Origin of the sequence: Peribacillus deserti (assembly GCF_002863585.1) — a bacterium.
GTDB lineage: Bacteria > Bacillota > Bacilli > Bacillales > DSM-1321 > Paraperibacillus > Paraperibacillus deserti_A.
The window spans coordinates 32,758-58,179 of record NZ_PGUY01000014.1; the positions used below are offsets into that span (position 1 = coordinate 32,758).

A 25,422-nucleotide genomic window follows, 5' to 3' on the forward strand; every position below is an offset into this window, starting at 1 on the left:
ATCATGAAGGGAGGGGAATGTATGCTTCAGCAAGATTCACTAAAACTTTTCACTGATGAGGACAAAAAATATATGAAAGGCCGCCATCTGGTTACGATCTTTCATAATGAACAAAACCTGTACTCGGTTGTAAGAATCCGATTGGATGATACGAATCTGAACTATGAAGAAAAAGAAGCTGTTGTGACTGGATATTTCCCTCGAATTCATGAGCATGAAACCTATATCTTTTTCGGCCAGATGAAGGATCATCCTAAATTTGGACAGCAGTTCCATGTTGAGCATTTCAGAAAGGACATTCCTCATACAAGAGATGGGATCATCAACTACTTATCATCTGAGCTGTTTAAGGGAATCGGTAAGAAAACCGCAGAAAGCATCGTGGATTCCCTAGGTGAAAACGCCATTTCCCGGATACTTGAAACACCATCCCTTTTAGATTCGATTCCTAAGCTTAACCCTGAAAAAGCTAAAGACCTCTATGACAATTTAATGGAGCATCAAGGTCTTGAAAAAGTCATGATTACCCTGAATCAGCTTGGATTCGGACCCCAGCTGTCCATGAGGATCTACCAGGTCTATAAGCAGGAAACACTGACCATTATCCAAAAAAATCCCTACCAGCTTGTAGAGGATATCGAGGGGATCGGTTTCGGAAGAGCGGATGAATTAGGTTTCCAGGTTGGAATTGCCGGCAATCATCAAGACCGGATTAAAGCTGCCTGTCTTTATACGCTTGAACAGGACTGCCTCCAGGAAGGGCATGTGTTTCTTGAAACTGAGCAGCTCCTGAAAAGTGTAAAAGCACTGCTCGAAGAAAATAAGCGTGATGTAATCGACTATAATGATATCTCAATTGAGGTCATTAAGCTGGGCGAAGAAGGCAAAATTATGGTAGAAGATGATCGGGTGTATACGCCTTCGTTATTTTTTTCGGAAAAAGGGCTTGCGTCTAAAATTGAAAAAATACTGATGCAGACAGAATATGCTGAACAATTCCCTGAGTCCGAATTTTTACTGTCCTTAGGCAGCCTTGAAGAAAGACTGGGTGTTGAGTATGCTCCTGCCCAAAAAGAGGCCATACAAACAGCCTTGCTGTCGCCTATGCTCATTCTGACTGGAGGACCGGGAACCGGGAAAACCACAGTAATAAAAGGGATTGTAGAGTTATTTTCTGAGCTCCATGGTGTTTCACTTGACCCAAAGGATTACAAGAAGGACGACCCATTTCCATTCGTTCTGGCTGCACCAACAGGAAGGGCAGCCAAGAGGATGACAGAATCCACCGGACTCCCCGCTGTAACGATCCACAGGCTTCTCGGATGGAATGGCAGTGGAGACTTTTCCCACAATGAAGATCATCCTATTGCAGGTAAAATTTTGATCGTCGATGAAATGTCGATGGTGGATACCTGGCTCGCCAATCAGCTGTTCAAAGCGCTTCCAGAGCAGATTCAAGTGATCATGGTGGGAGATGAAGACCAGCTGCCTTCAGTGGGTCCGGGACAGGTGCTCAAAGATCTGCTGCGTTCGAAGCGGATTCCGACTGTTCAGCTTCAGCATATTTACCGGCAGGAAGATGGCTCCTCCATCATAGGCCTGGCTCATGAGATTAAGCAGGGCAAGGTGCCTGCAGATATCCGCAGACAGCAGCCTGACCGTTCCTTTTTTCCATGCAGTACCGCCCAGATTGCCGAAGTGGTGCAAAAGGTTGTCGAGAATGCCAAGAAAAAAGGCTACTCCTCAAAAGATATACAGGTACTTGCGCCCATGTACCGCGGGCCAGCAGGAATTGACAGACTGAATGTCTTGATTCAGGGGATTTTTAATCCAAACCAGGATGGGAAGAAAAGAGAGCTCTCATTTGGGGACGTCATATACAGAGTCGGCGATAAGGTTCTTCAGCTCGTGAATCAGCCGGAAAGCGGCGTTTATAACGGTGATATCGGCCAGGTTGTGTCTATAATCTATGCTAAGGAAAATACCGAGAAACAGGATATGGTGATTATTTCGTTCGATGGCCTGGAAATTACCTATACCAAAAATGACCTATCCCAAATTACGCTCGCTTATTGCTGTTCCATCCATAAATCACAGGGAAGTGAATTTCCAATCGTCATAATGCCTGTGGTAAAAAGCTATTACAGGATGCTCCGAAGAAACTTAATCTATACCGGAATCACCAGAAGCAAAAAATTCCTCATACTCTGCGGGGAAGAAGAAGCACTTCGGCTTGGTGTTGAAAGAAATAATGAGCTGGAGCGAAAAACCACTTTGTGTGATCGAGTTCAATCAACATTAACAGCTGAAAATGTTAAAAGCGGAGAGCAGAGCTTAGACTCAGAGGAAAGAGTCTTTACTGCCAAATTAATGAGTACGAATCCCATGATTGGCATGGAAAACGTTTCACCTTATGATTTCCTGGCAGAAGAATAATAATAAGAATGTTCATGTAAGGATTGCTTCCTAAGAAGGGTGGTGTATCCTCCTGCGAACATTTTCTGTCCTGAAAAACCTGCCAGTTTACACAGAACAGGGTGAGAAAATCGGTGAGGTTTGTGACCTGATGATTTCACGAAATGGTCAGATTAACGAAGTGGTTGTAAGCAAGAAGCATTTATTTAAGAAACCAAAAACCATTGGGGTGAAGCAAATTTTCACTTGCGGGCCTGATGGTATTTTGGTCAAAAATATAGCTGAATCACCTTCCCCTGATACCAGCAAGCCGATTTCCTATCACCAGAATGTGGATGGAAAAAGGCTGTTAACTGCAAAGGGAGAGGATCTTGGGATTGTAAAAGATGTATATTTCACAGAGGATTTGGGCACAATCGTAGGGTACGAATTTTCGGATGGCTTCTTTTCAGACATAACTGAAGGAAAGCATATAGCCCGCACCACCCTGCCTGCTGCGATAGGGAAAGATGCCATCATTATAAATGTAAATGATTAGTGAGGTGTCTGACTTTGCAGATGAAGTGCCCAAATTGTTCAAGCAAAGATATAGGGAAAATAGGAGTCAATCAATTCTACTGCTGGAATTGCTTTATCGAATTATCAGTTTCAAAAGGAATGATTTTTACTCATCAAGTGGAGGAGGACGGATCGTTAAGCTCCCTTGATGACTTGTTTGAAGAAGATAACCGGCGTATCAGCGGTGAATTTTAGAATGGAATACAAGGCTTTGCCCGAATCAAAACTTGGTTCGGGTTTTTTGTTAGACGGAACTGGATTTTCGAGGGTTCTTTTGCTGAGTAGACCACTGAGCTGCTCGGCAAGTCCCCCTAGTAAAGAAAATCCTCCTTAAATCCGTAAAAATCCCCTTAAAATTGCAAATCCGCTCTTAAATTTTGAAAAACGCACTTAAAATTGGAAATGAGCACTTAAATTCTAAAACGCACTTAAAATTGGAAAACCGCACTTAAAATTGGAAATCCCAACTTAAATTCCAAAAAATGCACTTAAAATAGGAAATCAGCTCTGAAAATTGCAGTTCCGCTCTTAAATTCGAAAGACGCACTTAAAATTGCAAATCCGCTCTTAAATTCGAAAAGACGCACTTAAAATTGCAAATCCGCTCTTAAATTCGAATAGACGCACTTAAAATTGCAAATCCGCTCTTAAATTTGAAGAGACGCACTTAAAATAGAAAATTCGCACTTAAATTCGAAAATTCGCACTAAAATTCGAAAAGACGCACTTAAATTCAAAAAGGGGCACTTAAAATAGGAAATCCTTTCTTAGATGTACAAAGACCCTCTTAAAACTTGGCTCTTATCTAAAAGGTTGTTGTTGGATGGATCTTTTCTTGAAAAGCACCATCCTCCGCTTTTCGATCAGGTCAGACCCCACAGTCGAAGCCGAGGAGGCTCGGGCGCCCGCCCCGCGGCAAGCGAGCATCCTCACGTTCCAATCAACCCCCATGTTCAATAACAACAAAGTTTGCGAAAACAGCCTAAAATATAAACGCTTAACCCCTGGCAGAATCCTATAAACACTGAAAATCATAATAAGATCATTCCTCAAAAAAACGTAAGGTATATACCACCTCATAAGCTTTTCCGTATGGATTTATGCAGAAAGACAAACCATATGGAAAAAGGAGGACGGGAATTGAATATTCAGCTTAAGTGGTATTACCGTCTGGGCTTTTTACTGTTGCTGTTTATCGTTCTGTATGTGTGTTTTTTATATTGCGGCCGTTATGGATGCCTATATTCCGGATACTCATTGCCGTGTCGCTGCCTTTTATTATTGGGGGATTTATCGCCTATTTACTGCATCCTGTAGTGGAGAAACTTCACAGTCAGGGCTTGCATAGAGGCTTATCGATTTTCATAATCTACCTGATTTTCTTCGGTGGAACAGGATATGCCATATATAAAGGAGTACCCGCTATTATCGGGCAGATCAGGGAGCTTTCAGAAAGTGCCCCGGCGGTTGCCGAACAATACCGGGAATGGTTCAGCAGCATGCATAAACAAACCGTGTCTTGGCCATTTGGATTGCATCAGCGGCTGGAGGAAGGAATTATATTCCTGGAACAGAAGCTGGACAGCCTGTTTGATATGGTCATGGACGGAATCATGGGCATGCTGGACTTTGTTTTATTAATTGCACTTATTCCCTTCGTAGCTTTTTACTTTCTGAAGGATATAGATGGAATCAAGAGAATGGTCTGGTATTTCACCCCGAAAAAATGGCGGCATAACGGAGTATCATTCCTAAAGGATGTTGATAATTCCTTAGGCAGTTACATTAGAGGGCAGTTTATTGTGTGTGCCGCTATCGGCGGGCTTTCTTCCGTGATTTTCTGGTTCATTGGGATGAAGTATCCTCTTCTTTTTGGTGTGATCATCGGTATCACTAATATCATCCCTTACTTTGGACCGATATTCGGTGCCTTGCCCGCCATGCTTATTGCCGCAACGACTTCAATGAAGATGGTGGCGACCGTGGCTGTCATTGTGTTCGGACTTCAATTTTTAGAAGGAAATGTCCTTTCTCCATTGATTGTAGGAAAAAGTCTTGCTATGCATCCTCTGGTCATAATGGCGGCCCTTCTTCTTGGCGGCGAAATAGGGGGGATCCCGGGATTAATAGTCGCAGTACCAGTGTTAGCTGTCCTTAAGGTAGCCGTAATTCACGCAAAGGAGCATTTTGCTAAGAGTAGGACCATAGGAATGCCAGACTCCGAGCGAAAATGAAAGAACGCGAGAGGACAAAGCATTGACAAATACTTTTCATATTAATATAATCATGAATAATTAAGGAAATCGAAAATAAAAGAAATCTATGATGGATCGAGTATGTTAAAGACCATTTGAGTGCTGTCCGCACATAAGAGAGGAATCCCCGAGGCTGAAAGAGATTCTAAATGAAGGTTAACAGAATGCTACTCCTAAGTGCAGCTAATTCCTGCCGTTTGCCGCGTTAAGGTTATTGATGAGGTGATGAATGCCTGCATATCGGCATTCATAATCAGGGTGGTACCGCGAGTTAACTCTCGTCCCTGTCAAGGGATGAGGGTTTTTTTGTGTCTAAAAAAGGTTTTTATATAAAAGGAGGAAATAAAGATGAAGAAGCTGACCGGAGCTCAAATCCGCCAAATGTATTTAGACTTCTTTCAGGAGAAAGGACACAGCATCGAACCAAGTGCATCGCTTGTTCCGCATGACGATCCTTCCCTGCTTTGGATTAATTCAGGGGTTGCTACACTCAAGAAATATTTTGATGGCCGTGTAATTCCTCAGAACCCAAGAATTACAAACGCTCAAAAATCAATCAGGACTAATGATATCGAGAATGTGGGCAAAACGGCCCGCCATCATACGTTCTTTGAAATGCTTGGGAATTTCTCAATCGGTGATTACTTTAAAGAGGAAGCCATTACTTGGGCATGGGAATTTTTGACCGATGATAAGTGGATCAATTTCCCTAAAGAAAAGCTGTCTGTAACCATTCATCCTGAGGATGATGAAGCGTTCAAGCTATGGAATGAGAAAATTGGTATCCCTACAGAAAGGATCATCCGCTTGGAAGAGAACTTCTGGGATATCGGGGAAGGCCCAAGCGGTCCAAATACTGAAATCTTTTATGACCGCGGTCCGGAATATGGCGACGATCCTAACGACCCCGAGTTATTCCCTGGCGGCGAAAATGAACGTTATTTAGAGGTTTGGAACTTGGTGTTTTCCCAATTCAACCATAATCCTGATGGAAGCTATACACCGCTTCCTAAAAAGAATATTGATACCGGAATGGGACTTGAAAGAATGGCATGCGTTGTGCAGGAAGTTCCGACTAACTTTGACACTGATTTATTTATGCCAATCATCAAGGCTACGGAAGAAATCTCTGGTGTGAAATATGGTTCAGGTAAAGAAGCAGACATGGCTTTTAAGGTGATTGCCGACCACATCCGTACTGTATCGTTCGCGGTAGGCGATGGAGCACTGCCTTCTAATGAAGGGCGCGGTTATGTTCTCCGCAGGCTGCTTAGAAGAGCAGTAAGACATGCTAAAAAGATCAGTATCAACCGTCCATTCATGTTTGAATTGGTTTCTGTTGTTGGAGAAATCATGAAAGATTTCTATCCAGAAGTAAAAACAAAGCAAGAATTCATTGAAACCGTTGTGAAAAATGAAGAAGAGCGCTTCCATGAAACACTGAATGACGGCCTTCACATTCTTGCAGAGGTCATCAAAAAAGAAAAAGAGAAAAACAGCAGTACTATTCCTGGGGAAGACGTGTTCCGCTTATATGATACGTATGGTTTCCCTGTAGAGCTTACTGAGGAATATGCAGAAGAAGAAGGAATGAAGGTTGACCACGAAGGATTCGAGCAGGCTATGGAGGCACAGCGTGAGCGTGCCCGTGCTGCCCGACAGGATGTCGGCTCCATGCAGGTTCAGGGCGGAGTGCTTGGAGATATAACAGCAGAAAGTAAATTTGTCGGCTATGATCATCTTGAAGCCGATGGAACAGTGGAAGCAATTGTAAAGAATGGTCAATTGGCTGAAGAGGCAGGAGCTGGAGAGGAAATCCAAGTTGTCTTAACAGAAACTCCTTTCTATGCAGAAAGCGGCGGCCAGATCGCAGATATAGGAATCATTACCGGCACTGATGTAAAGCTATCCGTTAAAGATGTCCAAAAAGCACCAAACGGCCAAAACATTCATAGAGTGATCGTTGAATCTGGAATCCTTAAAAAAGGAACAAGTGTCCATGCAGTTGTTGACGCTGCTAATCGCACAGAGATCACGAAGAACCATACTGCTACACATCTCCTTCACCAAGCACTGAAGGACGTTCTCGGAGTGCATGTTAATCAGGCTGGATCGCTTGTGCAGAACGACCGCCTGCGCTTTGACTTTTCCCATTTTGGACAGGTTAAACCAGACGAACTTGAAAAAATTGAAGAAATCGTTAATCAAAAGATCTGGGACAGCTTAGCTGTACAAATTGATTACAAAAACCTGAACGAAGCTAAAGAAATGGGAGCTATGGCTCTTTTCGGCGAAAAGTATGGCGACATCGTAAGGGTCGTTCAAGTTGGAAAGTACAGCCTCGAGCTTTGCGGGGGATGCCATGTTCCAAATACATCCGTAATCGGACTGTTTAAAATTGTTTCCGAAAGCGGCATCGGAGCAGGGACTAGACGTATTGAAGCTGTCACGGGCGCAGCTGCGTACGGACAGCTGAAAGAGCAGATTAACATCCTTCAGGATGCAGCTGCTAAATTAAAAGCTAATCCTAGAGAACTGCCGGTAAGAATTGAATCGGTATTAGCTGAAATGAAAGAGCTCCAAAGAGAAAACGAATCTCTTACTGCTAAACTGAGCAATATTGAAGCAGGGAATCTTGTTAATCAAGTAAAACAGATTGATGGTGTTCCTGTTCTAGCAGCCAAGGTTCAAGCTCAGGATATGAACAATCTCCGCTCTATGGCAGACGACTTAAAACAGAAGCTTGGCTCAGCTGTAATTCTACTGGGATCCGTTCAAGGCGAGAAGGTAAACTTGATTGCTGGTGTAACAAATGATTTAATGGAAAAGGGATACCATGCTGGAAAATTAATCAAAGAAGTTGCTGCACGCTGCGGCGGAGGCGGCGGAGGCCGTCCAGATATGGCCCAGGCAGGCGGAAAAGATCCGGACAAGCTGGATTCTGCGCTTAGTTATGTTGAGGAATGGGTAAAATCTATATAAGAATCTAGATGAATCTGTTCATCTTTTAAGCAGCCCAAGCAGGGAAATAACAAGCAGCAATTGAATATGTAAATATAAAACTGCAATTGTGGCGGACCGGGGATTTTTAAGGCTCTTGTCTTTCAGGTACCTCAGACTTGATATGAGGATACAGGTAAGTGAGGCTGACGAAGAAATCCGACGGTCATCACAATTCAAAAAAGGGGTGCGAGTATGAGTTCCTTTGACAAAACAATGAAATTTAGCTTTCCTGAAGAGCCTTTTGAACGGGATGTGCAAGAGGTCTTATTCCAGGTGCACAATGCACTCCAGGATAAGGGATACAATCCAATTAACCAGATTGTAGGATACTTATTGTCTGGTGACCCTGCCTACATTCCGAGACATAATGATGCAAGGAGCATTATTCGTAAGCTCGAGCGGGATGAAATCATTGAAGAATTAGTGAAATCATATCTTAAGCATCAGCGTGAGGGAAAATAGTATGAGGGTAATGGGTCTTGATGTTGGTTCAAAAACCGTAGGCGTTGCCATTAGTGATGCCATGGGCTGGACCGCTCAAGGAATTGAAACAATTAAAATTGACGAGGATAGAAATATGTTTGGCTTCAAGAGAATTGGAGAACTTATTAAGGAATATGAAGTTTCAAAAATCGTAGTCGGACTGCCAAAAAATATGAATAATACCATCGGCCCAAGGGCTGAGGCGAGCAAGTCTTATGCGGAGACTCTTGAATCTAAGTTTAAACTTCCTGTAGAAATGTGGGACGAGCGGCTGACTACGATGGCTGCAGAACGTGTTCTCCTTGAGGCTGACCTTAGCCGGAGCAAGCGTAAGAAAATTATTGATAAAATGGCAGCTGTCATGATCCTGCAGGGGTATCTAGATAGACAAACTAATTTATAAGAGGTGTACTTAAATGGAAAACGGTGAAAAGAATATTACAGTAGTAGACGAAAACGGCAACGAACAACTATGTGAAGTCTTATTTACATTTGAATCTGACGAAACTGGGAAGTCTTATGTATTGTACTATCCAATCGGATCCGATCAAGATGAAGAGGATATCGAAATCCATGCTTCTTCTTTCGTGCCAAGCGCAGACAATGAGGATGGCGAACTTCAGCCGATCGAAACAGAAGAGGAATGGGAAATGGTTGAAGAGATGCTGAATACATTCCTAGCTGAAGAAGGAGACGAAGAATAAGCCGTCTGTAAGAGTAATTTTCTGATACACTGCCTGCCAATGTTATTGGCAGGTTTCTTTCATATATGTTGCTGGATCCTTGCTTGAGCGAAAACCTCGCTGCTGTGTAAAACACAAGTCAGGCGGAATCCCCATAAATGTTTTACCCCTCAGAAAAAATGATTGCCCCCATATATTTGGATTCCCCCATAAAGTTACAAAATCCCATCAACTAATTTTACCAGCCTCCCCAGGTTTAAGAAATAATGCCATAAAAATCAGTCGTATAAACCCTAATTTTGTAGCATCCTGTAATTTATTTGGGTATTTTGTATGTCCCGATGCTGCTCTTGTAGTATAATGATTCGAGTGAAAGAAAAATGGCAAAAGGATTTGAACACTTCTTGATTGGTTTCTTGGAGGGGAAAAAATGAGTGACAAAGATACAAAAAAGCAATACATAAAAGAGCAGCTTCTAAAGAGGGAAAGCGAAGCGAAGACGGTACGCAAGATTGTTTTGATATCTGTAGCATCTATTCTTGTACTTTGTTTGGCTGGAGCCCTAGGCGGATACTTTTACATTCAATCAGCATTAAAGCCAGTTGACCCAGGTAACGAGAAAGTGACCAAGGTGACCATCCCAATTGGTTCAAGTGTGTCAGGTATATCGAATATCCTTGAAGATAAAGGAATCATAAAGGATGCACGTGTTTTCCGCTATTATACTAAATTTAAAAATGAATCGGGATTTCAGGCAGGCGAGTATGAATTTTCTCCATCCATGAAATTAAACGAGATTACAGCCAGTTTGAAAACTGGGAAAGTGATGCAGAGCGCGGCGCTGAAAATTACGATTCCAGAAGGTAAGCAGCTTGATCAGATAGCAGGTATACTTGCCGAGAAAGCAAAGCTTAAGAAGCAGGACGTTTGGAAGACCTTAAATGATAAGGCCTTTATTAAAAAGATGCAGTCGCAATATCCACAACTGTTAAAGCAGGATATCTACGGCAAGAATATTAAATACCCTCTTGAAGGCTATTTGTTTCCTGCTACCTATTCTTATCATGAAAAACACCCTACTGTTGAAGATTTAATAACCCCCATGCTGGAAAAGCAGGATGAGATCCTTCTTCAATACAGGGATTCTATGGCTAAGAAGAAATTATCTCCTCATAAGCTGCTGACAATGGCTTCACTGATTGAGGAAGAGGCTACTGAAAAAACACATAGGGAATCTATTGCTTCCGTGTTTTACAATCGGTTAGAAACGGGCATGCCGCTGCAGACAGACCCAACGGTTTTATATGCTAAAGGAAGCCATCAGAAACGGGTTTTATACAAGGACTTAGAGGTGAAATCGCCATATAACACGTATCAGAATACTGGCCTGCCTCCGGGACCGATTGCCAATGCTGGTACGAGTTCGATTGAAGCAGCATTAAATCCATCTGATACAAAGTATCTATATTTCCTGGCAGCCTCCGATGGAAAGGTCTATTTTTCTAAAAGCCTGGAAGAACACAATAAGCTGAAAGCGGAGCATATTACAAATAAAAAATAGAAACATAAGAGCAATGGGGAAGGTATCATTCACTTTCCCCATTCTTTTATGTTAAAATATTCGAAGTGAAAATGTACAGAGTATATTGCATACCTGCTATTGTCACAAAAAGTTATTTTGAAACCGAAGTTTGGTTTGGGAGGAAATGTAATGAATGATAAGGTTGAAGAATATCTTCAGTCCTTAATACCCAATACTTCAGATTTATTTGCCGGGATGGAACAGTTTGCGGCTGAACATAATGTCCCGATCATGGATAAGCTTGGAATGGAAGCTTTACTTCAATTCTTAAGGCTGCACCAGCCTTCAAGGATTCTCGAAGTAGGGGCGGCGATTGGATATTCTGCATTAAGGATGGCTGACGCTTTGCCGGGTGCTACAATTGTTACACTTGAGCGTGACGAGGAAAGAGCAGCTCGGGCACGTGAATATATAGAGGCAGCAGGGAAGCAGGATACCATACGATTGGTTGAGGGTGATGCTCTGCTGAGTTTTAAGGAAGTGGAAAGCTGCGGTCCGTTTGATGCTATTTTTATCGATGCGGCGAAAGGGCAGTACCGAAAGTTCTTTGAAATCTATGAACCGCTGCTGAACCAAAATGGCATCATCATCACTGATAATGTCCTGTTTAGAGGCTTGGTAGCCGTTGATGAATCAGAAATAGAGCAAAGAAGGATAAAAAGCCTGGTCAGAAAGATCAAGGATTTTAATGATTGGCTCATGTCTAATCCATCTTACAACACCGTGATTCTTCCTATCGGTGATGGAGTGGCTATCAGCAAGCAGGCCGGCCGCGCTTATAACGGATAAATAGAGTCCAGTTCCCGCGAAGGAAACTAGTAGGAGAGCACTACAGCGAAAGGGTATAAACAGTAAAAATTTGGGTACCATAGCAAAAAAGATAAGCTTTGATATCCAAAACCTGTTTCCTCCCTATTATGCCTTTAGCGCATATGAAGAGAAAAGGAGAAATGAAATGAGTAAAAAACCGGTAGTAATTGGTGTTGCAGGAGGATCAGGCTCTGGAAAGACCAGTGTAACGAAATCAATTTATAAGAGTTTTCAGGGGCATTCCATTCTCATGCTTGAACAGGACTACTATTATAAAGACCAAAGCGAGCTTCCTTATGAGGAACGTTTACAGACCAACTACGATCATCCGCTTGCATTTGATAACGATCTGCTAATCGAGCATATTCTTAAACTGTTGAAATATGAACCGATTGAAAAACCGGTATATGACTATTCGATTCATACACGTTCAAAGGAAACCATTGATGTTGAGCCTCAGGATGTCATCATATTAGAAGGAATTCTGGTTTTGGAGGATGAAAGATTACGGAACTTGATGGATATGAAGCTGTTTGTCGACACAGATGCAGATATCCGGATTCTCCGCAGAATGGTTCGTGACATCAATGAACGGGGACGGACGATTGAATCAGTCATCGATCAATATTTAAGCGTGGTAAGGCCAATGCATAACCAGTTTATTGAACCGACGAAGCGGTATGCTGATATCATTATCCCTGAGGGCGGGCAGAACCATGTCGCCATCGACTTAATGGTAACAAAAATTAAAACAATCCTTGAAGAAAAGTCATTTTTATAATACTATTGCATAAATAAAGATTAAGTCCCTGGATGAAAGCCTTTTCTGGATAGAAGTTTTCTGAGAAGTTTTTTTCAAAAAAGGTGGACAAATCCTAAAAAAGGAAATAATCTTACAAATGAGAGACAAAGGCGCGTCCTTTCCAGAGGACGCGCAGGTTGTGTTTTTTATGAAGGATTTCTTCATACATACGTTGAAACTCACCAATAGGTTTCGGGGAATGGTGAAAGACTAGAAGGAGTGAAGGATTTTGGCTATAGAAAAAGTTTTTCCAATGACAAAGCAAGGAAAAGAAAAGCTTGAGCAAGAGCTTGAATATTTAAAGAGTGTTAAAAGAAAAGAAGTAGTTGAGCGTATAAAAATCGCTAGAAGCTTCGGTGACTTATCTGAGAACTCTGAGTACGATTCTGCCAAAGAAGAGCAGGCATTTGTGGAAGGACGAATTACAACTTTAGAGAATATGGTCCGCAATGCGAAAATCATTCAAGAAGATGAAATGAATTCAGATACTGTGTCTCTTGGAAAGTCCGTTACTTTTGTAGAATTGCCTGATGGAGAAGAAGAGACTTATACAATTGTAGGAAGTGCAGAAGCAGACCCGTTCGAAGGTGAAATTTCGAATGATTCACCAATTGCCCGGAGCCTGATCGGCAAAAAGGTTGGCGAAGAAGTAACGGTTCAAACACCTGGCGGAGATATGTTCGTCCGAATTGTAACAATTAAATAAAACACTTTATGTGTTTAAATAAAAACACCTCGTCAACACTGTGGATGAGGTGTTTTTATTATGCCAGTTAAAAGAATCAAGATCATAGGAGGACTTCTTATGATTTTATTATTCGCCTTACTCGGCAGGCTGGTCCAGATCCAGCTTGTAAGTACTGAGTCGTTTACGGATCATCATATAAACTTAATTCAATCCAGCGTGAATCAGAGAACACAGGTATTATCTGTGGACAGCGGAAGAGGAAAGTTCTTTGATCGAAATGGGGAGCCGCTTGGGCATGAAGAAGTACCGGCGCTTGTTTTATTCCCATTCCTAAAAGGAATGCCCTGGCCCTCAAAAACGGTTGCAGAGGCAGCGGGGATAAGCGAAAGAGATCTCCTTTCGGCGGTAGAAAAGGCAGAAAAGCCATTCACATATGGAGGGAAGACACCTCTGTATCTTACTGAGGCCCAAATGGATGAAATCAACTCCTTAAAGATTCCTGGAGTGTTTGCCATCAGCCAAAGTGTGGCAAAAAAGATGCCCGCAGAACAGCTTATTGGAACGTTAACAAAATGGGAGAATCGAAAGAAACAGCTTTATCCCGATCAGAAGTTATCTCCTGAAGCACAGGTGGGGAATACAGGGCTTCAGGCATCCTTTGATGAGTTTCTTTTATCCGAGGGCGAGTCCAAACTTGTATATCATGTCGATGGAATGGGAGGTCCTTTATTCGGGATAGATGTAAAATATGTAGAGCCTGCCAATCCATTATACCCTGTCCGTGTTGTGACTACTCTGGATGCAGGCCTGCAGGCGGCTGCAGAACAACTGGCTGATAAATACCAAATCCAGAACGGAGGCCTCATTCTATTGGATATTGCGACGAGTGAAATTCGGGCACTTGTTTCAAGGCCGTCTATCGATAAGAAAAACCCAAACGTCGGTTCGGAGAATAAAATGTTTTCACAGGCCAAGATTGGATCGGTATTTAAAACGGTAGTCGCAGCGGCTGCGATCGATTATCAGCTGATAAAGCCAGGCAGGTTGTTTGACTGCAACTTGACCATCAATGGTACACCCGATGTAAAACGAAAGCTGGGGACACTAGATTTTGAAGAAAGTTTTGCCCAGAGCTGTAACCGGACATTCGGGGATCTGGCCATCCAACTAGCTGGAATTAACCCTGATATTCTCGATAACTATGCACGAAAGTTACATATTACAGGTCAATCCGGATGGCAGGGACAGATCTTTCATACGGAGCTCAAACAACTATTTAAGGAAGAATCGGGAAAAGTCTGGGAGAATGGTACTGATAAAAAAGACAAAAGGCTGGCAGCTCATACCGGAATAGGTCAGCAGGATGTCCAGGTAACGCCTCTCGCAGCTGCCAATATGATGGCGACGATAGCAAGAGGAGGTGAATCCATGATGGTGAAGGCAGTAAATAAGATTACATTCAAGAATGGCTCAACCGTTGTGGATTTTCCGGAACAAACACTAGAGTCCGAATCTATATCGCCCTATACAGCGATGAAACTTCAAACCATGCTTAGGAGGGTTGTGACGGACGAAAAGGGTACAGGAAGGTTCCTGCAGGGAATGCCATATGAGGCTGCAGGAAAGTCTGGAACAGCACAGACAGGAAAAATGAGGGATGGGAAGGAATTATATAATAAGTGGTTTGCAGGTTATTTTCCTTATAAAAATCCGAAATATGCACTAGTGGCTGTAAATTTGGAAGTGCCTGAAGAAAGCGGGGGGATCAATCCACTGTTTCAGGAAATGGTGAGGGAGGCCTACCGTCTTGACCAAAATAAAAATGACTAATTCACCATGGAAAGAAGGGCCAAAGGCTGGCAGAATAAAATGGAAGGACATTATTCTTCAGTTGAAGGGCGCCGGCATGTTACTATATAAACAATGAAATGTCCGCATAAGTATGGTGGGGGGATTAGATGGATAGAGACCTAAACAAAACTACTACGCGTATTGATAAAACTAAACAAAGAAAAGCGAACCGCATTTATAACATTTTAATTGTTATCGTATCCGTGCTTATCCTCTCTGTTGCTGCTTTTATTTTTCTTGGCGGCGGGAGCAATCAAGCTTCTAAGGAGACAAAGAGCGAAACTCCCAAAACGGAGGCAGCATCGAAGGATGACAATAGGAAAGAGAAAGAGAAAGCGGCCAAAAAAAATGAAGAAGAAAAAGTAGATCTAAGCAGCCGCGATCTTGAGAGTGCCAAGGAAAGCGACCCGGACAAGGTGACCGAGGTGTCAGATAATGATGCTAATGTGAAGAGAGCCTATACAAACGAATCCTGGAAGCCGGTCGGTACAACCCAGCAGGGAGAACATACAGCATCATACGATCAAGGTTCTGTTGATTGGAAGGAAATGGAGAAAGCTCTTGCTTATGGGTCAAAGATTGATCCGGCTAACTTAACTGTATGGTGGATCGAAAATAACGGTACTCCTAACAGTGCTGTGGGAACAGTATCAGCCAAGGATAATGATCAGGCATACCGGGTCCATATTGAATGGGTAGATGGACAGGGATGGAAACCGGTGAAAGTCCAGGAATTAAAAGTAAATGATAAAAAATGATATCTGCATAAAAAAGGGAAACAGCCGGCTCCTCGAGCAAATGCTGTTTCCCTTTTTTCCTAAGGCTCTTTTCTAAAAAATTATTATACAGGTAATAAAGCTTATTTCTTCGCTTTAAAATGAACGACGGCACTATAGAACCTCCTGCCTTCTTCAGAAACGTGCATTTGATGTGAAACGGAAGACACCTCAAGAAGAATGGATTTATTAATTTCTATTTGGGCTTGTATTTTTTGTTCAAGGTCCTTGATATTCTCCGCTTCAAAAAATTCAATCTTGTCTTCAATTAAGTCTAAGTGAAAGTTCAAAGTTGTATCCTCCTCATTCATCCCTTGCTTATAATTTTACCAGAAAGAATAAATTACTTGCTATATTTCTAGAACTGTTTCATAGTTATATCATACTATGCTCATAGGAATAATTAATATTTGGAAAAGGTGGATTATTTCGTGGGCAGAGAGTTTATAGATTTATTCAATGAATGGTCTGAAACGTATGATGATACTGTAGTTGGCCATGATATAGAATATCGTGAAGTATTCAGAAACTACAACGAGATACTTAATATAACGGCTTCCAAAGCCCAGGGGTATGTGGTGGAGTTTGGTGTTGGTACAGGGAATCTTACTGAAAAATTGCTGCAGTCCGGGTGCCGGGTTACAGGTATAGAACCGTCTCCATCCATGAGGGAGATAGCAGAGGTAAAGCTTGGAGGTAGAGCTGAAGTTAAGGATGGGGACTTCCTTGAGTTCGAAGTTCTTGGGCAGGTTGACTCCTTTGTGAGTACTTATGCGTTTCATCATCTGACGGATGAGGAAAAAGAAAGGGCTATTAAACTTTATGCCAGCTTTTTAGAAAAAGGTGGAAAAATAATTTTTGCAGATACGATCTATGAATCCGTCGAGGCCTATGAAAAAGCAATAGCCGATGCAGAACACGCGGGATACGTGAAATTGGCGACTGATTTGCGCAGGGAATACTATACAACGATTCCTTTTCTAGAAAAAGCTTTAACTTCTAATGGTTTTTTAGTAACCTTTGAGAAGTGCAATGGATTTGTATGGATCCTGGAGGCAATTAAACAGTAAAGAAAGAGGTTGTACTATGAAAGCAGCAATTATCGGGGCAATGGAAGAAGAAGTAACCATCTTAAGAGACAAACTAGAGAATGTTACACAGGAAACAGTGGCAGGCTGCGAGTTTAATATAGGAACATTGAATGGAGCAGAGGTTGTGCTGCTAAAATCAGGAATAGGGAAAGTAAACGCTGCTTTGTCTACGGCAGTCCTTCTGGAAAAATATAAGCCCGATGTAATTATAAACACAGGTTCTGCAGGTGGCTTCCTCTCTTCATTGAATGTTGGGGATGTAGTTATTTCTTCTGAAGTCCGTCATCATGATGTGGACGTTACTGCATTCGGATATGAATACGGACAGGTGCCTCAGCTTCCTGCAGCATTTGCAGCAGATGAAAAGCTGGTTGCAGCAGCTGAGGAAGCAGCAGCGGAAATTAACGGGATTCAGGTTGTGACAGGTTTGATTGCGACAGGTGACTCTTTTATGAGCGATAAAGAGCGTGTAGAGTTTGTTAGAGGAAAGTTCCCGGAGCTTTATGCAGCTGAAATGGAAGCAGCAGCCATTGCTCAGGTAGCATATCAATTCGATGTACCATTTGTAGTCATTCGTGCACTCTCCGACATTGCAGGCAAAGAATCGGATATTTCTTTCGAAAAGTTTCTTGTGAGAGCAGCCGAAAATTCTTCTGAGCTTGTCATCAAGATTGTAGACAGAATAAACCGTTAATATGGAGAAAAAAACAAACATTCACAGCGATAACGTGTGAATGTTTGTTTTTGGGGGAAATTTATAGAGAGCAATGCAGCTTAATCTAACGGACATCATGAGTTTTCTTCAATAAACATAAAGGGAGATTAAGTATGAATGTATACCGCAATGTTCATGAATTAGTGGGAAAAACACCAATTGTTCAGATAACAGGTTTCGGAATTCCTGAAGACGTCCATATATACGCTAAGCTGGAGTTTTTTAATCCAGGCGGAAGTGTGAAAGACCGTTTAGGCCAAGAATTGATCCACGCTGCTCTTAAAAGTGGAGAATTAAAAGAAAATGGCACCATCATAGAACCTACGGCCGGGAATACAGGCATAGGCCTGGCTTTGGCTGCCCAACAGTCAGGGATAAAAGCAATTTTCTGCGTCCCGGAAAAATTCAGCCAGGAAAAACAGGAGCTTATGCGGGCACTGGGAGCTGAAATCATCCATACACCTACAGAGGAAGGGATGAAAGGAGCTATCAAAAAATCTGAGGAGCTTTTAAAGGAAATCCCGGATTCATACTCCCCGGCTCAATTTTCAAATCCATCGAATCCGGACACCTATTATAAAACGCTTGGTCCGGAGCTATGGAGCCAGCTTGAAGGAAATATAGATATTTTTGTCGCAGGAGCGGGCACTGGCGGCACTTTTATGGGTACAGCGAAATACTTAAAGGAGAAAAAACCATCATTGAAAACGGTAATCGTGGAACCTGAAGGCTCAATCTTGAACGGAGGCGTATCAGGCCCTCATAAGACAGAGGGAATCGGAATGGAATTTCTTCCTGAATATATGGATGAAAGCTATTTTAATGAGATTTATACGGTACCTGACAAAGACGCTTTTGATCTGGTCAGAGAATTGGCACTGAAATCCGGGCTACTTGTAGGCAGTTCCTCGGGAGCGGCATTTTACGCGGCATTAAAAGAGGCAGAGAAGGCGGAAGCCGGTACAAATATTTCAGTTATTTTCCCGGATTCCAGTGAAAGATATTTAAGCAAGAAGATATATCAGGGAGGAATGTAAAATGAAAAAGAAAACACAGCTCATACACGGCGGGATTTTTGGCGATGAAACGACAGGTGCTGTTTCTACGCCTATATATCAAGTAAGCACATATAAACAGGAGTCCGTTGGAAAACACAAAGGCTTTGAATATTCCAGAACCGGCAATCCTACACGATTTGCTCTTGAAGAACTGATTAAAGATCTAGAAGGCGGAGAGCGCGGGTTTGCCTTTGCTTCTGGCATGGCGGCCATCACTGCCGTCATGATGCTTTTTGATAAAGGCGATCACATCATCATGACTGATGATGTGTACGGTGGTACTTTCAGGGTCATCACAAAGGTCCTGAACCGTTTCGGCCTTGAAGCTACCTTTGTAGATACAAGCGATATCAATAACATCAAAGGCGAGATACGTCCTGAAACAAAAGCAATCTATCTGGAAACGCCGACTAATCCGCTATTAAAAATCTCGGATATCCAGGCGATTGCAGAACTGGCCAAAAACAGCGGTCTTCTGACAATAGTAGATAATACGTTCAGCACACCATACTGGCAGAATCCCTTAGCTTTGGGTGCGGATATCGTGCTTCACAGTGCTACAAAATATATCGGCGGCCACAGTGACGTTGTAGCAGGCTTAGTGGTGGTTAACAGTGAACAGTTAGGTGAGGACCTTCATTTCGTCCAGAATTCTACAGGCGGCGTGCTCGGACCCCAGGATTCCTGGCTGTTGATCAGAGGAATTAAAACACTAGGGGTACGGATGGAAGAAACGGAAAATAACACTGCACAGATTATTGCATTCCTGCAAAAACATCCGGCTGTAACAAAAGTCTTTTACCCGGGTCTAGAAACACATCCAAATCATGAAATTGCTAAAAAGCAGGCATCCGGTTTTGGCGGTATGGTTTCATTTGATGTGGGAAGCGCCGAAAAGGCCGATGAAGTGTTCAGTAAAGTAAAATATTTCACGCTTGCTGAGAGCCTTGGAGCTGTAGAAAGTCTGATCTCAATTCCAGCAAGAATGACTCACGCTTCTATTCCTCAGGAAAGAAGAGCGGAGCTTGGTATTACAGAAGGGTTGATCCGCATTTCTGTAGGTTTGGAAGATGCAGAGGATTTAATTGAGGACTTGGCTAACGCTCTGAAATAATGTGAATCCCATCTGTATTTACAGTAATTTACTAATTAATAACACCTGCTTTTGTGTTATTGTTGTAATTAGTCTTTACTAGAAAGTGCAGGTGGGATATAGTGGCCTTTAACGAGAAAAAGAAATCTATGGTGACCGTTTACCGTGAAAAAATGATAGATTATAAAAGATTTGCTTTCGTTTTGATGTGCGCAAGTGTTTTCTTTTATCTTGGCGTAATGATTTCTTCTTACGCAAAACATGTAAATCCTGATTATGTCATGATGGGAGCGACCCTTCTTTTCATTGCGCTTGCAGCGATATTCTTTTATCTGTCGGCTAAATATAGAAAACTCGTAATGAAATCTGAGGAAATCGATATTTAAACGTCCTTTTTATTAAAGAAAGGACGTTTTTTTATGGCGTTTTTTAGAGATAGGAGCCTTTAAAATTTGCAGGCAAAAAACACATTTCTCGAAATTTGTAGAAAAATTAGGCAAAAAACAGGTTTACAAACCGCACCTAGTTGGATATACTTACCAATGTAAGCTCTGATAAAGAGCAAAATTAACCAAGGGAGGTCGAATGACATGTTATATAACCAAAAAGCTACTACAGTCTTACAACTTAATATGTCAAAGTTATATATTCGACCTGGCAGGCTCGGTTAACTCTTAATACTAATGTTAAGAATGCAATCATTCGATATGGCCGCAGGGAAGAATATTCCGTGCGGCCTTTTTATGCCGCGTGGATGGATTTCCTGCGGTTTTTTTCGGGCCGCAGAAGCTTTCTGCGGCCTTTTTATGTCTGCATGTAATGCGAAGGAGGTGATATGTATGACAATCCATATGCTTTTCTTTACGATCATTGTGAAGCCAAAGGAAAAAAGCCCTGAGGAATCTTTCCATCAGGAACACATACAAAAATGGCATAACCAGAATAGGGACCGGATGCTCCAGATTCCCAATGTCATGTAAAGGCGTTTGAAAGATCAATTAAGGGAGGTGAATTGTATGACTATAAATATGCTTTTTTTCACAATCAGCATTAGACAGATAAAATTAAGCAGGCAAGAATCGTTCCATCAAGAAAAGATTCAAAAATGGCATGACCGGAATAGGGACCGGATGCTTGATATCCACAATGTCATGTAGACAGTAGAAGTAAACTCATACAATGCGGAGGTAGTAGATATGACTATTAATATGCTTTTCTTCACCATCATCATTAAACACGTTAAAACAAGCAGGGAAGAAGCTTTTCATCAGGAACAAATCAGGCAGTGGCATGATCAGAATAGAGACCGTATTGCTAAGCTTCAGAACATTATGTAGCAGGAATGAGGTGATAGGAATATGATCCAAATGTTGTTTTTCAGTATTTTTATGACACAGAAGCGGATGAGCAGAAGACAGAATGTTCATCAGGAAAAGATACAGCAATGGCATGAACAAAAGCTTTACAAGTGGGCAGAGATGAATAATGTTATGTAACTCAGGAAGAACCAGGAGGTGGTAGTATGACAATTCATATGCTCTTTTTTACAATCAGTATTAAGAAAAAAAGTTTAACGCGTGAAGAGGCCTTTCATCAGGAATCCATAAGGGAGTGGCACGATAAAAAAATCGACAGAGTGATGACAATCGGAAATATCATGTAATAAAAAAACAAACAAAAGGTGGAGATGGATATGACTAAATTATTAAATCGCAAAGGACTATTATGGATTTATAAAGATACCGGCTAAGGTAGGATATCTTTTGTTGTTTAGTCTAGTGATTAGGGGGATTGGATATGACTATTCAGTATCTAGAAGATTTAAGAAAGCTGCAAAGGATATGCGAAGAGGAAGAGAAGATCCAATTAAAGCTTAATTGGGATACACTAGAGCAAAGAAGTGAAGCGGAGTTGAGAGAGCATTCCGTCTTCGTTCATGGCAGACTAGTCGGTTTTATTGGATTTTACGATTTTGGCAGCAAGGTTGAAATCTGCGGTATGGTACATCCCAAATACCGCCGGCAAGGGATTTTCACTAAACTATATCAGAATGCAATGGAAGAGGCAGAAAAGAGGAAGTTCCGTGAAATTTTGATTAACGCTCCCTCAAATTCACAAACGGCAAAGTTGTTTCTGAACCATATTCCTTTTCAGTATGCTATTTCTGAATACCAAATGAAATGGCATGAAAGTCCGCTGGAATCAGAACAGGAAGTGACAATCCGTCAAAGAACAGAGGAAGACACTGAGCTGGAAATTGAGCTGGATGTCAAATGCTTTGGCTTATTAAGACATGAAGCAGTCAAGTTTCACACCGAAAACAGAAAGGAAAGAAATCAACAATCCTACATTATAGAACACGAAGGAAAAGCAGTAGGAAAGATGCGCGTATCATGCATGGACCAAAAGGAGTCATGGATTTATGGTTTTGCCGTACTTCCTGAGTATCAGGGAAAGGGAATTGGGAGGCAGGCTCTGAAAGCGGTCATCCGGCAGGAGCAGGAATCAGGACATGAGATTTTTCTGGAAGTAGAAGCAAAGAATCAGCACGCACTGCGTCTGTATACATCGTCTGGATTTCAGCCGTACTATACACAGGATTATTATAAATATTCCGGAGTTCATAGCTGAACAATTAAACTGTATGTATTATACATGTTTTATAGAGAAAAGGAGGGCTTGAATCAGCCTCTCCTTTTGTCTTTTTCTGCCCTGTAAAATTCATGGAACATCTTCATCAGAGCACGCTTTTCTATCCGCGAAACATAACTTCTGGAAATCCCAAGCTCCTTGGCAATTTCCCGCTGTGTTTTCTCCTTTTGCAGATCGAGTCCAAACCGGCCTATTATAACCTCTTTTTCTCTGTCATCCAATACATCGATAAACTGTTTAACCTTTTCAATTTCCAAGTTTAATTGTATCGTATCCACAACGTCTTCCGATTCAGATTTTAACACGTCAATTAAGCTTATCTCATTCCCTTCTTTATCCTGTCCAATTGGATCATGGAGTGACACATCCTTCTTTGTCTTTTTAGTAGCCCTTAAATGCATAAGGATTTCATTTTCAATACAGCGGGCTGCGTAGGTAGCGAGTTTGGTGCCTTTCCCTTCAGAATAGCTCTCGATAGCCTTAATGAGGCCAATCGTGCCGATGGAAATCAGATCCTCTGTATCCTCTCCTGTGTTTTCAAACTTTTTCACAATATGTGCCACAAGACGAAGGTTGTGCTCAATGAGAATGTTTCGTGCCTCGCTGTCCCCTTCCGCCATCAGCAGAAGATATTTACGTTCGTCTTTTGCTGACAGAGGCTGAGGAAATGCATTGTTTTTAACATATGAAACTAATACAAAGAATTCTTTGACCATATAACTGATTGCAGTCAGTATGCCTGGCATGGTAACACCTCCGTTAGTTTGGGCATGCGCCTATGAACATGTGTATGTTGGAACGGCCTTGTCTGTGTCTGTACGGATTGTTTTATTTTTCGTAATGTAAAAATTCTCTAATTATTAAAGCGGTAAATGAAGAGAGCGGTGCCTTCTGAGCTTGATAAACCTGAGTCAACTGAAATTTAGAATTCCTCCTTGATATAGCCAGACTCCTGATAAAAAAGAGCGAGCGAATCTGACACTTGAGAAAGACGAATATTTTATTCTCGTTTTTGGTAGTGATAACCAGTAAACATTTTTAAACAAACAATTTAAGAAAATGAATGTCCAAAACAGGCGTTCCTTTTTTGTATATACTTTGTGATTTGTATTTTTGGTTAAATCTTTAGAATACGGTCACTAAAGACTAAACGTTTGCTTGAGAGAATAAAATTAACAAGGAGGTGTAGGATGAAAAATTATGCATTTCTGTTGGTTAGCTTTGTATCAATATTTATATTGGCAGGATGTTCTCTGGAAGATAAGGAGAAAACATTTTATGATGTCTTAACGCCTGTTAAAGGGGATGAAAGCTCTTTCAGGACGGAACGACATATTTCCAAAAAGGACGATGTGAAAACAGTTCAATCTATATTGCATCACGTGAAATGGGTGAATGGTAAGGTTCAGATGAATCGGCAAGCCGACTTTATGATATATACCAGCAATTCTAATGCTTCAGAGAAAGCGGCCAGTTATTACTTATGGAAACAACCAGGCAAAGAGGAGTTAGAAATTATGTATAAAGACCAAAATAAATATGTGAAACTGCCAAAAAAAGAATCAAAAGTTTTGTATCATCTCTTATCTGGAAAAGACATTAAATAGGTCTTTTTTTTTAGGTCCACAATAAACACAGAGGAAAAAGAATGGAGAAGTAATAGATATACAAGGTGGATAATATCGCATGTAAGGCATATAATCCTAAACCCCTGCCGAATTGGAAAGGTTATATTTATGCACTCGCCGCAATATCTTCTTAATCGGCAGGTTATTCTAAGTATTTCAAAGATCAAAGTTAATGAGACTCTCAAAGATATTTGCTAGGTTGTTCTGGACCCCTTCCAGGTTACTATTAACCTTCTTAAGTTCAAGTCCGATAAAAAGGAGTAAGGCAAGGAGCAGGACAGCGAATATATATAAGCTGATAACATGATTCTTTTTCATGGTTATCCCCCATCTATTCTTTTTATCATGTGTATGTTGATCTTTATTTTAGCATTCTTTAATTATTGTGATTTCGTGACAATAAAGCTGGCTCATCAATTCATATTCAAAATTAAAGCTGTGCTAGTTAAAAAACAAGTTGTTTAAGGGTAGCCCTACAAATCGATTGACTGAAAGAACTAATGCTAATAAACTTCCTTTTATGTTAAGGAAGGAAAATTTAAAGCATTCCGGCATCTGCTAGTACGGGATTCATTTATGATAAAGTATTAAGGCTTGACTTTATACCCACGGGGGTATATTATATCGGTAGCAGACAAGTTAAATAATGATTGGTGGTGTTCATTATGCTGATCTTAATCCTACTGGTAATTTCCTTACTGCCGATTTTATATAAACGTTATTATCCTGTAAAAGGGACTGCATGCATAGAAAATCGCATTGATTTAAAGCATAATGATATGACGGTTTTGGACATAAGGGATTATAATCAGAGGGGAACCCATTCTGATGAAGATTCGATTAATATCCCATATGCGTATTTATATCGGTACTATGGTGAAATTCCTTATAGAAAGCTACATCTGATTGCTTCAGACAAGCTGGAATATCGATTAGGCATAAGGTTCCTAAGGGCGAAGGGATTTGATGTTTCCAGCTACATGTTAACAAAATGCCCATGTAAGGAGGTAGAGAGTAATGGAGTATGATAATGGTGTGAAAAATCGGTTGAAACGAATTGAAGGGCAAATTAAAGGTGTTCTGGCGATGATGGAACAAGGTAAGGATTGCAGGGATATCGTGACCCAACTATCCGCTGCAAGGAATGCCATGGATCGAACCATGGGTGTCATAGTTAGTACAAATCTTGAACAGTGTGTTAGGGAAAGTGTTGAAAAAGGAGAGTCAACAGAGCACCTCGTTAAAGAGGCAGTTGAGCTTCTAATCAAAAGTAGGTAAA

31 protein-coding genes are annotated in these 25,422 nt (G+C 41.4%); 28 read left to right on the plus strand and 3 right to left on the minus strand.

All coding sequences use genetic code 11. The annotated features are described in order from the left end of the window. Positions 1 to 21 precede the first annotated feature (21 nt). From recD2 to CUU66_RS04965, 14 genes are all read left to right on the plus strand, one after another. Complete coding sequence (gene recD2, locus CUU66_RS04900; protein WP_101640559.1) at positions 22 to 2,436, plus strand: SF1B family DNA helicase RecD2; 2,415 nt, start codon at positions 22 to 24, stop codon at positions 2,434 to 2,436. Between the two features lie 79 nt (positions 2,437 to 2,515). After that, the gene (locus tag CUU66_RS04905; RefSeq protein ID WP_374702973.1) at positions 2,516 to 2,953 is read left to right on the plus strand and encodes a PRC-barrel domain-containing protein; all 438 of its coding nucleotides are present in this window, start codon (positions 2,516 to 2,518) and stop codon (positions 2,951 to 2,953) included. A gap of 20 nt (positions 2,954 to 2,973) precedes the next feature. Continuing rightward, positions 2,974 to 3,168 carry a hypothetical protein gene (locus tag CUU66_RS04910; RefSeq protein WP_101640666.1) on the plus strand — a complete coding sequence of 65 codons (195 nt, stop codon included), beginning with the start codon at positions 2,974 to 2,976 and terminating at the stop codon, positions 3,166 to 3,168. 1,040 nt (positions 3,169 to 4,208) lie between these two features. After that, the gene (locus CUU66_RS04915; protein ID WP_101640667.1) at positions 4,209 to 5,207 is read left to right on the plus strand and encodes an AI-2E family transporter; all 999 of its coding nucleotides are present in this window, start codon (positions 4,209 to 4,211) and stop codon (positions 5,205 to 5,207) included. Positions 5,208 to 5,576: 369 nt separating this feature from the next. Then, positions 5,577 to 8,210: an alanine--tRNA ligase gene (gene alaS / locus CUU66_RS04920; protein WP_101640561.1), complete on the plus strand. Its 2,634-nt coding sequence runs from the start codon at positions 5,577 to 5,579 to the stop codon at positions 8,208 to 8,210. Positions 8,211 to 8,423: 213 nt separating this feature from the next. Then, positions 8,424 to 8,693, plus strand: a complete 270-nt coding sequence (locus CUU66_RS04925) for an IreB family regulatory phosphoprotein (RefSeq protein WP_101640562.1) — start codon at positions 8,424 to 8,426, stop codon at positions 8,691 to 8,693. Position 8,694: 1 nt separating this feature from the next. Then, complete coding sequence (ruvX, locus tag CUU66_RS04930) at positions 8,695 to 9,117, plus strand: Holliday junction resolvase RuvX (protein WP_101640563.1); 423 nt, start codon at positions 8,695 to 8,697, stop codon at positions 9,115 to 9,117. A gap of 13 nt (positions 9,118 to 9,130) precedes the next feature. After that, positions 9,131 to 9,418, plus strand: a complete 288-nt coding sequence (locus tag CUU66_RS04935) for a DUF1292 domain-containing protein (RefSeq protein WP_101640564.1) — start codon at positions 9,131 to 9,133, stop codon at positions 9,416 to 9,418. A 409-nt stretch (positions 9,419 to 9,827) separates the two neighbouring features. Then, complete coding sequence (mltG, locus tag CUU66_RS04940) at positions 9,828 to 10,958, plus strand: endolytic transglycosylase MltG (RefSeq protein WP_101640565.1); 1,131 nt, start codon at positions 9,828 to 9,830, stop codon at positions 10,956 to 10,958. A 150-nt stretch (positions 10,959 to 11,108) separates the two neighbouring features. Next, positions 11,109 to 11,768: an O-methyltransferase gene (locus CUU66_RS04945; RefSeq protein ID WP_101640566.1), complete on the plus strand. Its 660-nt coding sequence runs from the start codon at positions 11,109 to 11,111 to the stop codon at positions 11,766 to 11,768. Between the two features lie 112 nt (positions 11,769 to 11,880). Next, on the plus strand, positions 11,881 to 12,570 hold the full coding sequence (gene udk / locus CUU66_RS04950) for a uridine kinase (protein ID WP_257967905.1): 690 nt from the start codon (positions 11,881 to 11,883) through the stop codon (positions 12,568 to 12,570). 250 nt (positions 12,571 to 12,820) lie between these two features. Then, complete coding sequence (gene greA / locus CUU66_RS04955) at positions 12,821 to 13,297, plus strand: transcription elongation factor GreA (RefSeq protein WP_101640567.1); 477 nt, start codon at positions 12,821 to 12,823, stop codon at positions 13,295 to 13,297. Positions 13,298 to 13,396: 99 nt separating this feature from the next. Further along, positions 13,397 to 15,109 carry a peptidoglycan D,D-transpeptidase FtsI family protein gene (locus CUU66_RS04960; RefSeq protein WP_257967901.1) on the plus strand — a complete coding sequence of 571 codons (1,713 nt, stop codon included), beginning with the start codon at positions 13,397 to 13,399 and terminating at the stop codon, positions 15,107 to 15,109. A gap of 128 nt (positions 15,110 to 15,237) precedes the next feature. Next, positions 15,238 to 15,888, plus strand: a complete 651-nt coding sequence (locus tag CUU66_RS04965) for a YrrS family protein (RefSeq protein WP_101640569.1) — start codon at positions 15,238 to 15,240, stop codon at positions 15,886 to 15,888. A 101-nt stretch (positions 15,889 to 15,989) separates the two neighbouring features. Here the strand turns inward: CUU66_RS04965 and CUU66_RS04970 are convergent, their stop codons facing one another. Beyond that, the gene (locus CUU66_RS04970; protein WP_101640570.1) at positions 15,990 to 16,196 is read right to left on the minus strand and encodes a DUF2536 family protein; all 207 of its coding nucleotides are present in this window, start codon (positions 16,194 to 16,196) and stop codon (positions 15,990 to 15,992) included. Positions 16,197 to 16,337: 141 nt separating this feature from the next. Between CUU66_RS04970 and CUU66_RS04975 the strand changes: the two genes are divergently transcribed. The 11 genes from CUU66_RS04975 to CUU66_RS05020 all read left to right on the plus strand — a co-directional run bounded on the left by CUU66_RS04975 (position 16,338) and on the right by CUU66_RS05020 (position 22,494). After that, positions 16,338 to 16,976 (plus strand): class I SAM-dependent DNA methyltransferase, encoded by a 639-nt coding sequence (locus tag CUU66_RS04975; protein WP_101640571.1) that lies wholly within the window; start codon positions 16,338 to 16,340, stop codon positions 16,974 to 16,976. A gap of 16 nt (positions 16,977 to 16,992) precedes the next feature. Continuing rightward, on the plus strand, positions 16,993 to 17,691 hold the full coding sequence (gene mtnN, locus CUU66_RS04980; RefSeq protein WP_101640572.1) for a 5'-methylthioadenosine/S-adenosylhomocysteine nucleosidase: 699 nt from the start codon (positions 16,993 to 16,995) through the stop codon (positions 17,689 to 17,691). Between the two features lie 134 nt (positions 17,692 to 17,825). After that, positions 17,826 to 18,749 (plus strand): PLP-dependent cysteine synthase family protein, encoded by a 924-nt coding sequence (locus CUU66_RS04985; protein ID WP_101640573.1) that lies wholly within the window; start codon positions 17,826 to 17,828, stop codon positions 18,747 to 18,749. Position 18,750: 1 nt separating this feature from the next. After that, positions 18,751 to 19,884 carry a bifunctional cystathionine gamma-lyase/homocysteine desulfhydrase gene (locus CUU66_RS04990; RefSeq protein WP_101640574.1) on the plus strand — a complete coding sequence of 378 codons (1,134 nt, stop codon included), beginning with the start codon at positions 18,751 to 18,753 and terminating at the stop codon, positions 19,882 to 19,884. Between the two features lie 101 nt (positions 19,885 to 19,985). Continuing rightward, a complete protein-coding gene (locus tag CUU66_RS04995) occupies positions 19,986 to 20,249 on the plus strand; it encodes a YrhC family protein (RefSeq protein WP_101640575.1) in 264 nt (87 codons plus the stop codon). A 453-nt stretch (positions 20,250 to 20,702) separates the two neighbouring features. After that, complete coding sequence (locus tag CUU66_RS24000; RefSeq protein ID WP_180955159.1) at positions 20,703 to 20,843, plus strand: YrzI family small protein; 141 nt, start codon at positions 20,703 to 20,705, stop codon at positions 20,841 to 20,843. Positions 20,844 to 20,879: 36 nt separating this feature from the next. Next, the gene (locus tag CUU66_RS05005; protein WP_101640577.1) at positions 20,880 to 21,020 is read left to right on the plus strand and encodes a YrzI family small protein; all 141 of its coding nucleotides are present in this window, start codon (positions 20,880 to 20,882) and stop codon (positions 21,018 to 21,020) included. 39 nt (positions 21,021 to 21,059) lie between these two features. Further along, a complete protein-coding gene (locus CUU66_RS05010) occupies positions 21,060 to 21,200 on the plus strand; it encodes a YrzI family small protein (RefSeq protein WP_101640578.1) in 141 nt (46 codons plus the stop codon). Between the two features lie 21 nt (positions 21,201 to 21,221). Continuing rightward, entirely contained in the window at positions 21,222 to 21,359 is a 138-nt protein-coding gene (locus tag CUU66_RS24005) for a hypothetical protein (RefSeq protein WP_180955160.1), read from the plus strand. Between the two features lie 26 nt (positions 21,360 to 21,385). After that, positions 21,386 to 21,526: a YrzI family small protein gene (locus CUU66_RS05015; RefSeq protein ID WP_101640579.1), complete on the plus strand. Its 141-nt coding sequence runs from the start codon at positions 21,386 to 21,388 to the stop codon at positions 21,524 to 21,526. Positions 21,527 to 21,660: 134 nt separating this feature from the next. Beyond that, entirely contained in the window at positions 21,661 to 22,494 is an 834-nt protein-coding gene (locus tag CUU66_RS05020; protein WP_101640580.1) for a GNAT family N-acetyltransferase, read from the plus strand. A 53-nt stretch (positions 22,495 to 22,547) separates the two neighbouring features. On the opposite strand, the gene sigK is transcribed toward CUU66_RS05020, so the two are convergent. Beyond that, on the minus strand, positions 22,548 to 23,261 hold the full coding sequence (sigK, locus tag CUU66_RS05025; RefSeq protein ID WP_101640581.1) for an RNA polymerase sporulation sigma factor SigK: 714 nt from the start codon (positions 23,259 to 23,261) through the stop codon (positions 22,548 to 22,550). Between the two features lie 444 nt (positions 23,262 to 23,705). Here sigK and CUU66_RS05030 point away from each other — a divergent pair, with 444 nt between their 5' ends. Then, positions 23,706 to 24,122, plus strand: coding sequence for a hypothetical protein (locus CUU66_RS05030; protein WP_101640582.1), 417 nt, complete (start codon positions 23,706 to 23,708; stop codon positions 24,120 to 24,122). A 177-nt stretch (positions 24,123 to 24,299) separates the two neighbouring features. Here the strand turns inward: CUU66_RS05030 and CUU66_RS24010 are convergent, their stop codons facing one another. After that, positions 24,300 to 24,461, minus strand: a complete 162-nt coding sequence (locus CUU66_RS24010) for a hypothetical protein (protein ID WP_180955161.1) — start codon at positions 24,459 to 24,461, stop codon at positions 24,300 to 24,302. 347 nt (positions 24,462 to 24,808) lie between these two features. On the opposite strand from CUU66_RS24010, the gene CUU66_RS05035 reads away from it, so the two are divergent. Together CUU66_RS05035 and CUU66_RS05040 are read left to right on the plus strand one after the other, a co-directional pair. Then, entirely contained in the window at positions 24,809 to 25,171 is a 363-nt protein-coding gene (locus CUU66_RS05035; protein WP_101640583.1) for a sulfurtransferase, read from the plus strand. Further along, a complete protein-coding gene (locus CUU66_RS05040) occupies positions 25,161 to 25,421 on the plus strand; it encodes a metal-sensitive transcriptional regulator (protein ID WP_101640584.1) in 261 nt (86 codons plus the stop codon). Before CUU66_RS05035 ends, CUU66_RS05040 begins: the two co-directional genes overlap by 11 nt. Position 25,422 lies beyond the last annotated feature (1 nt).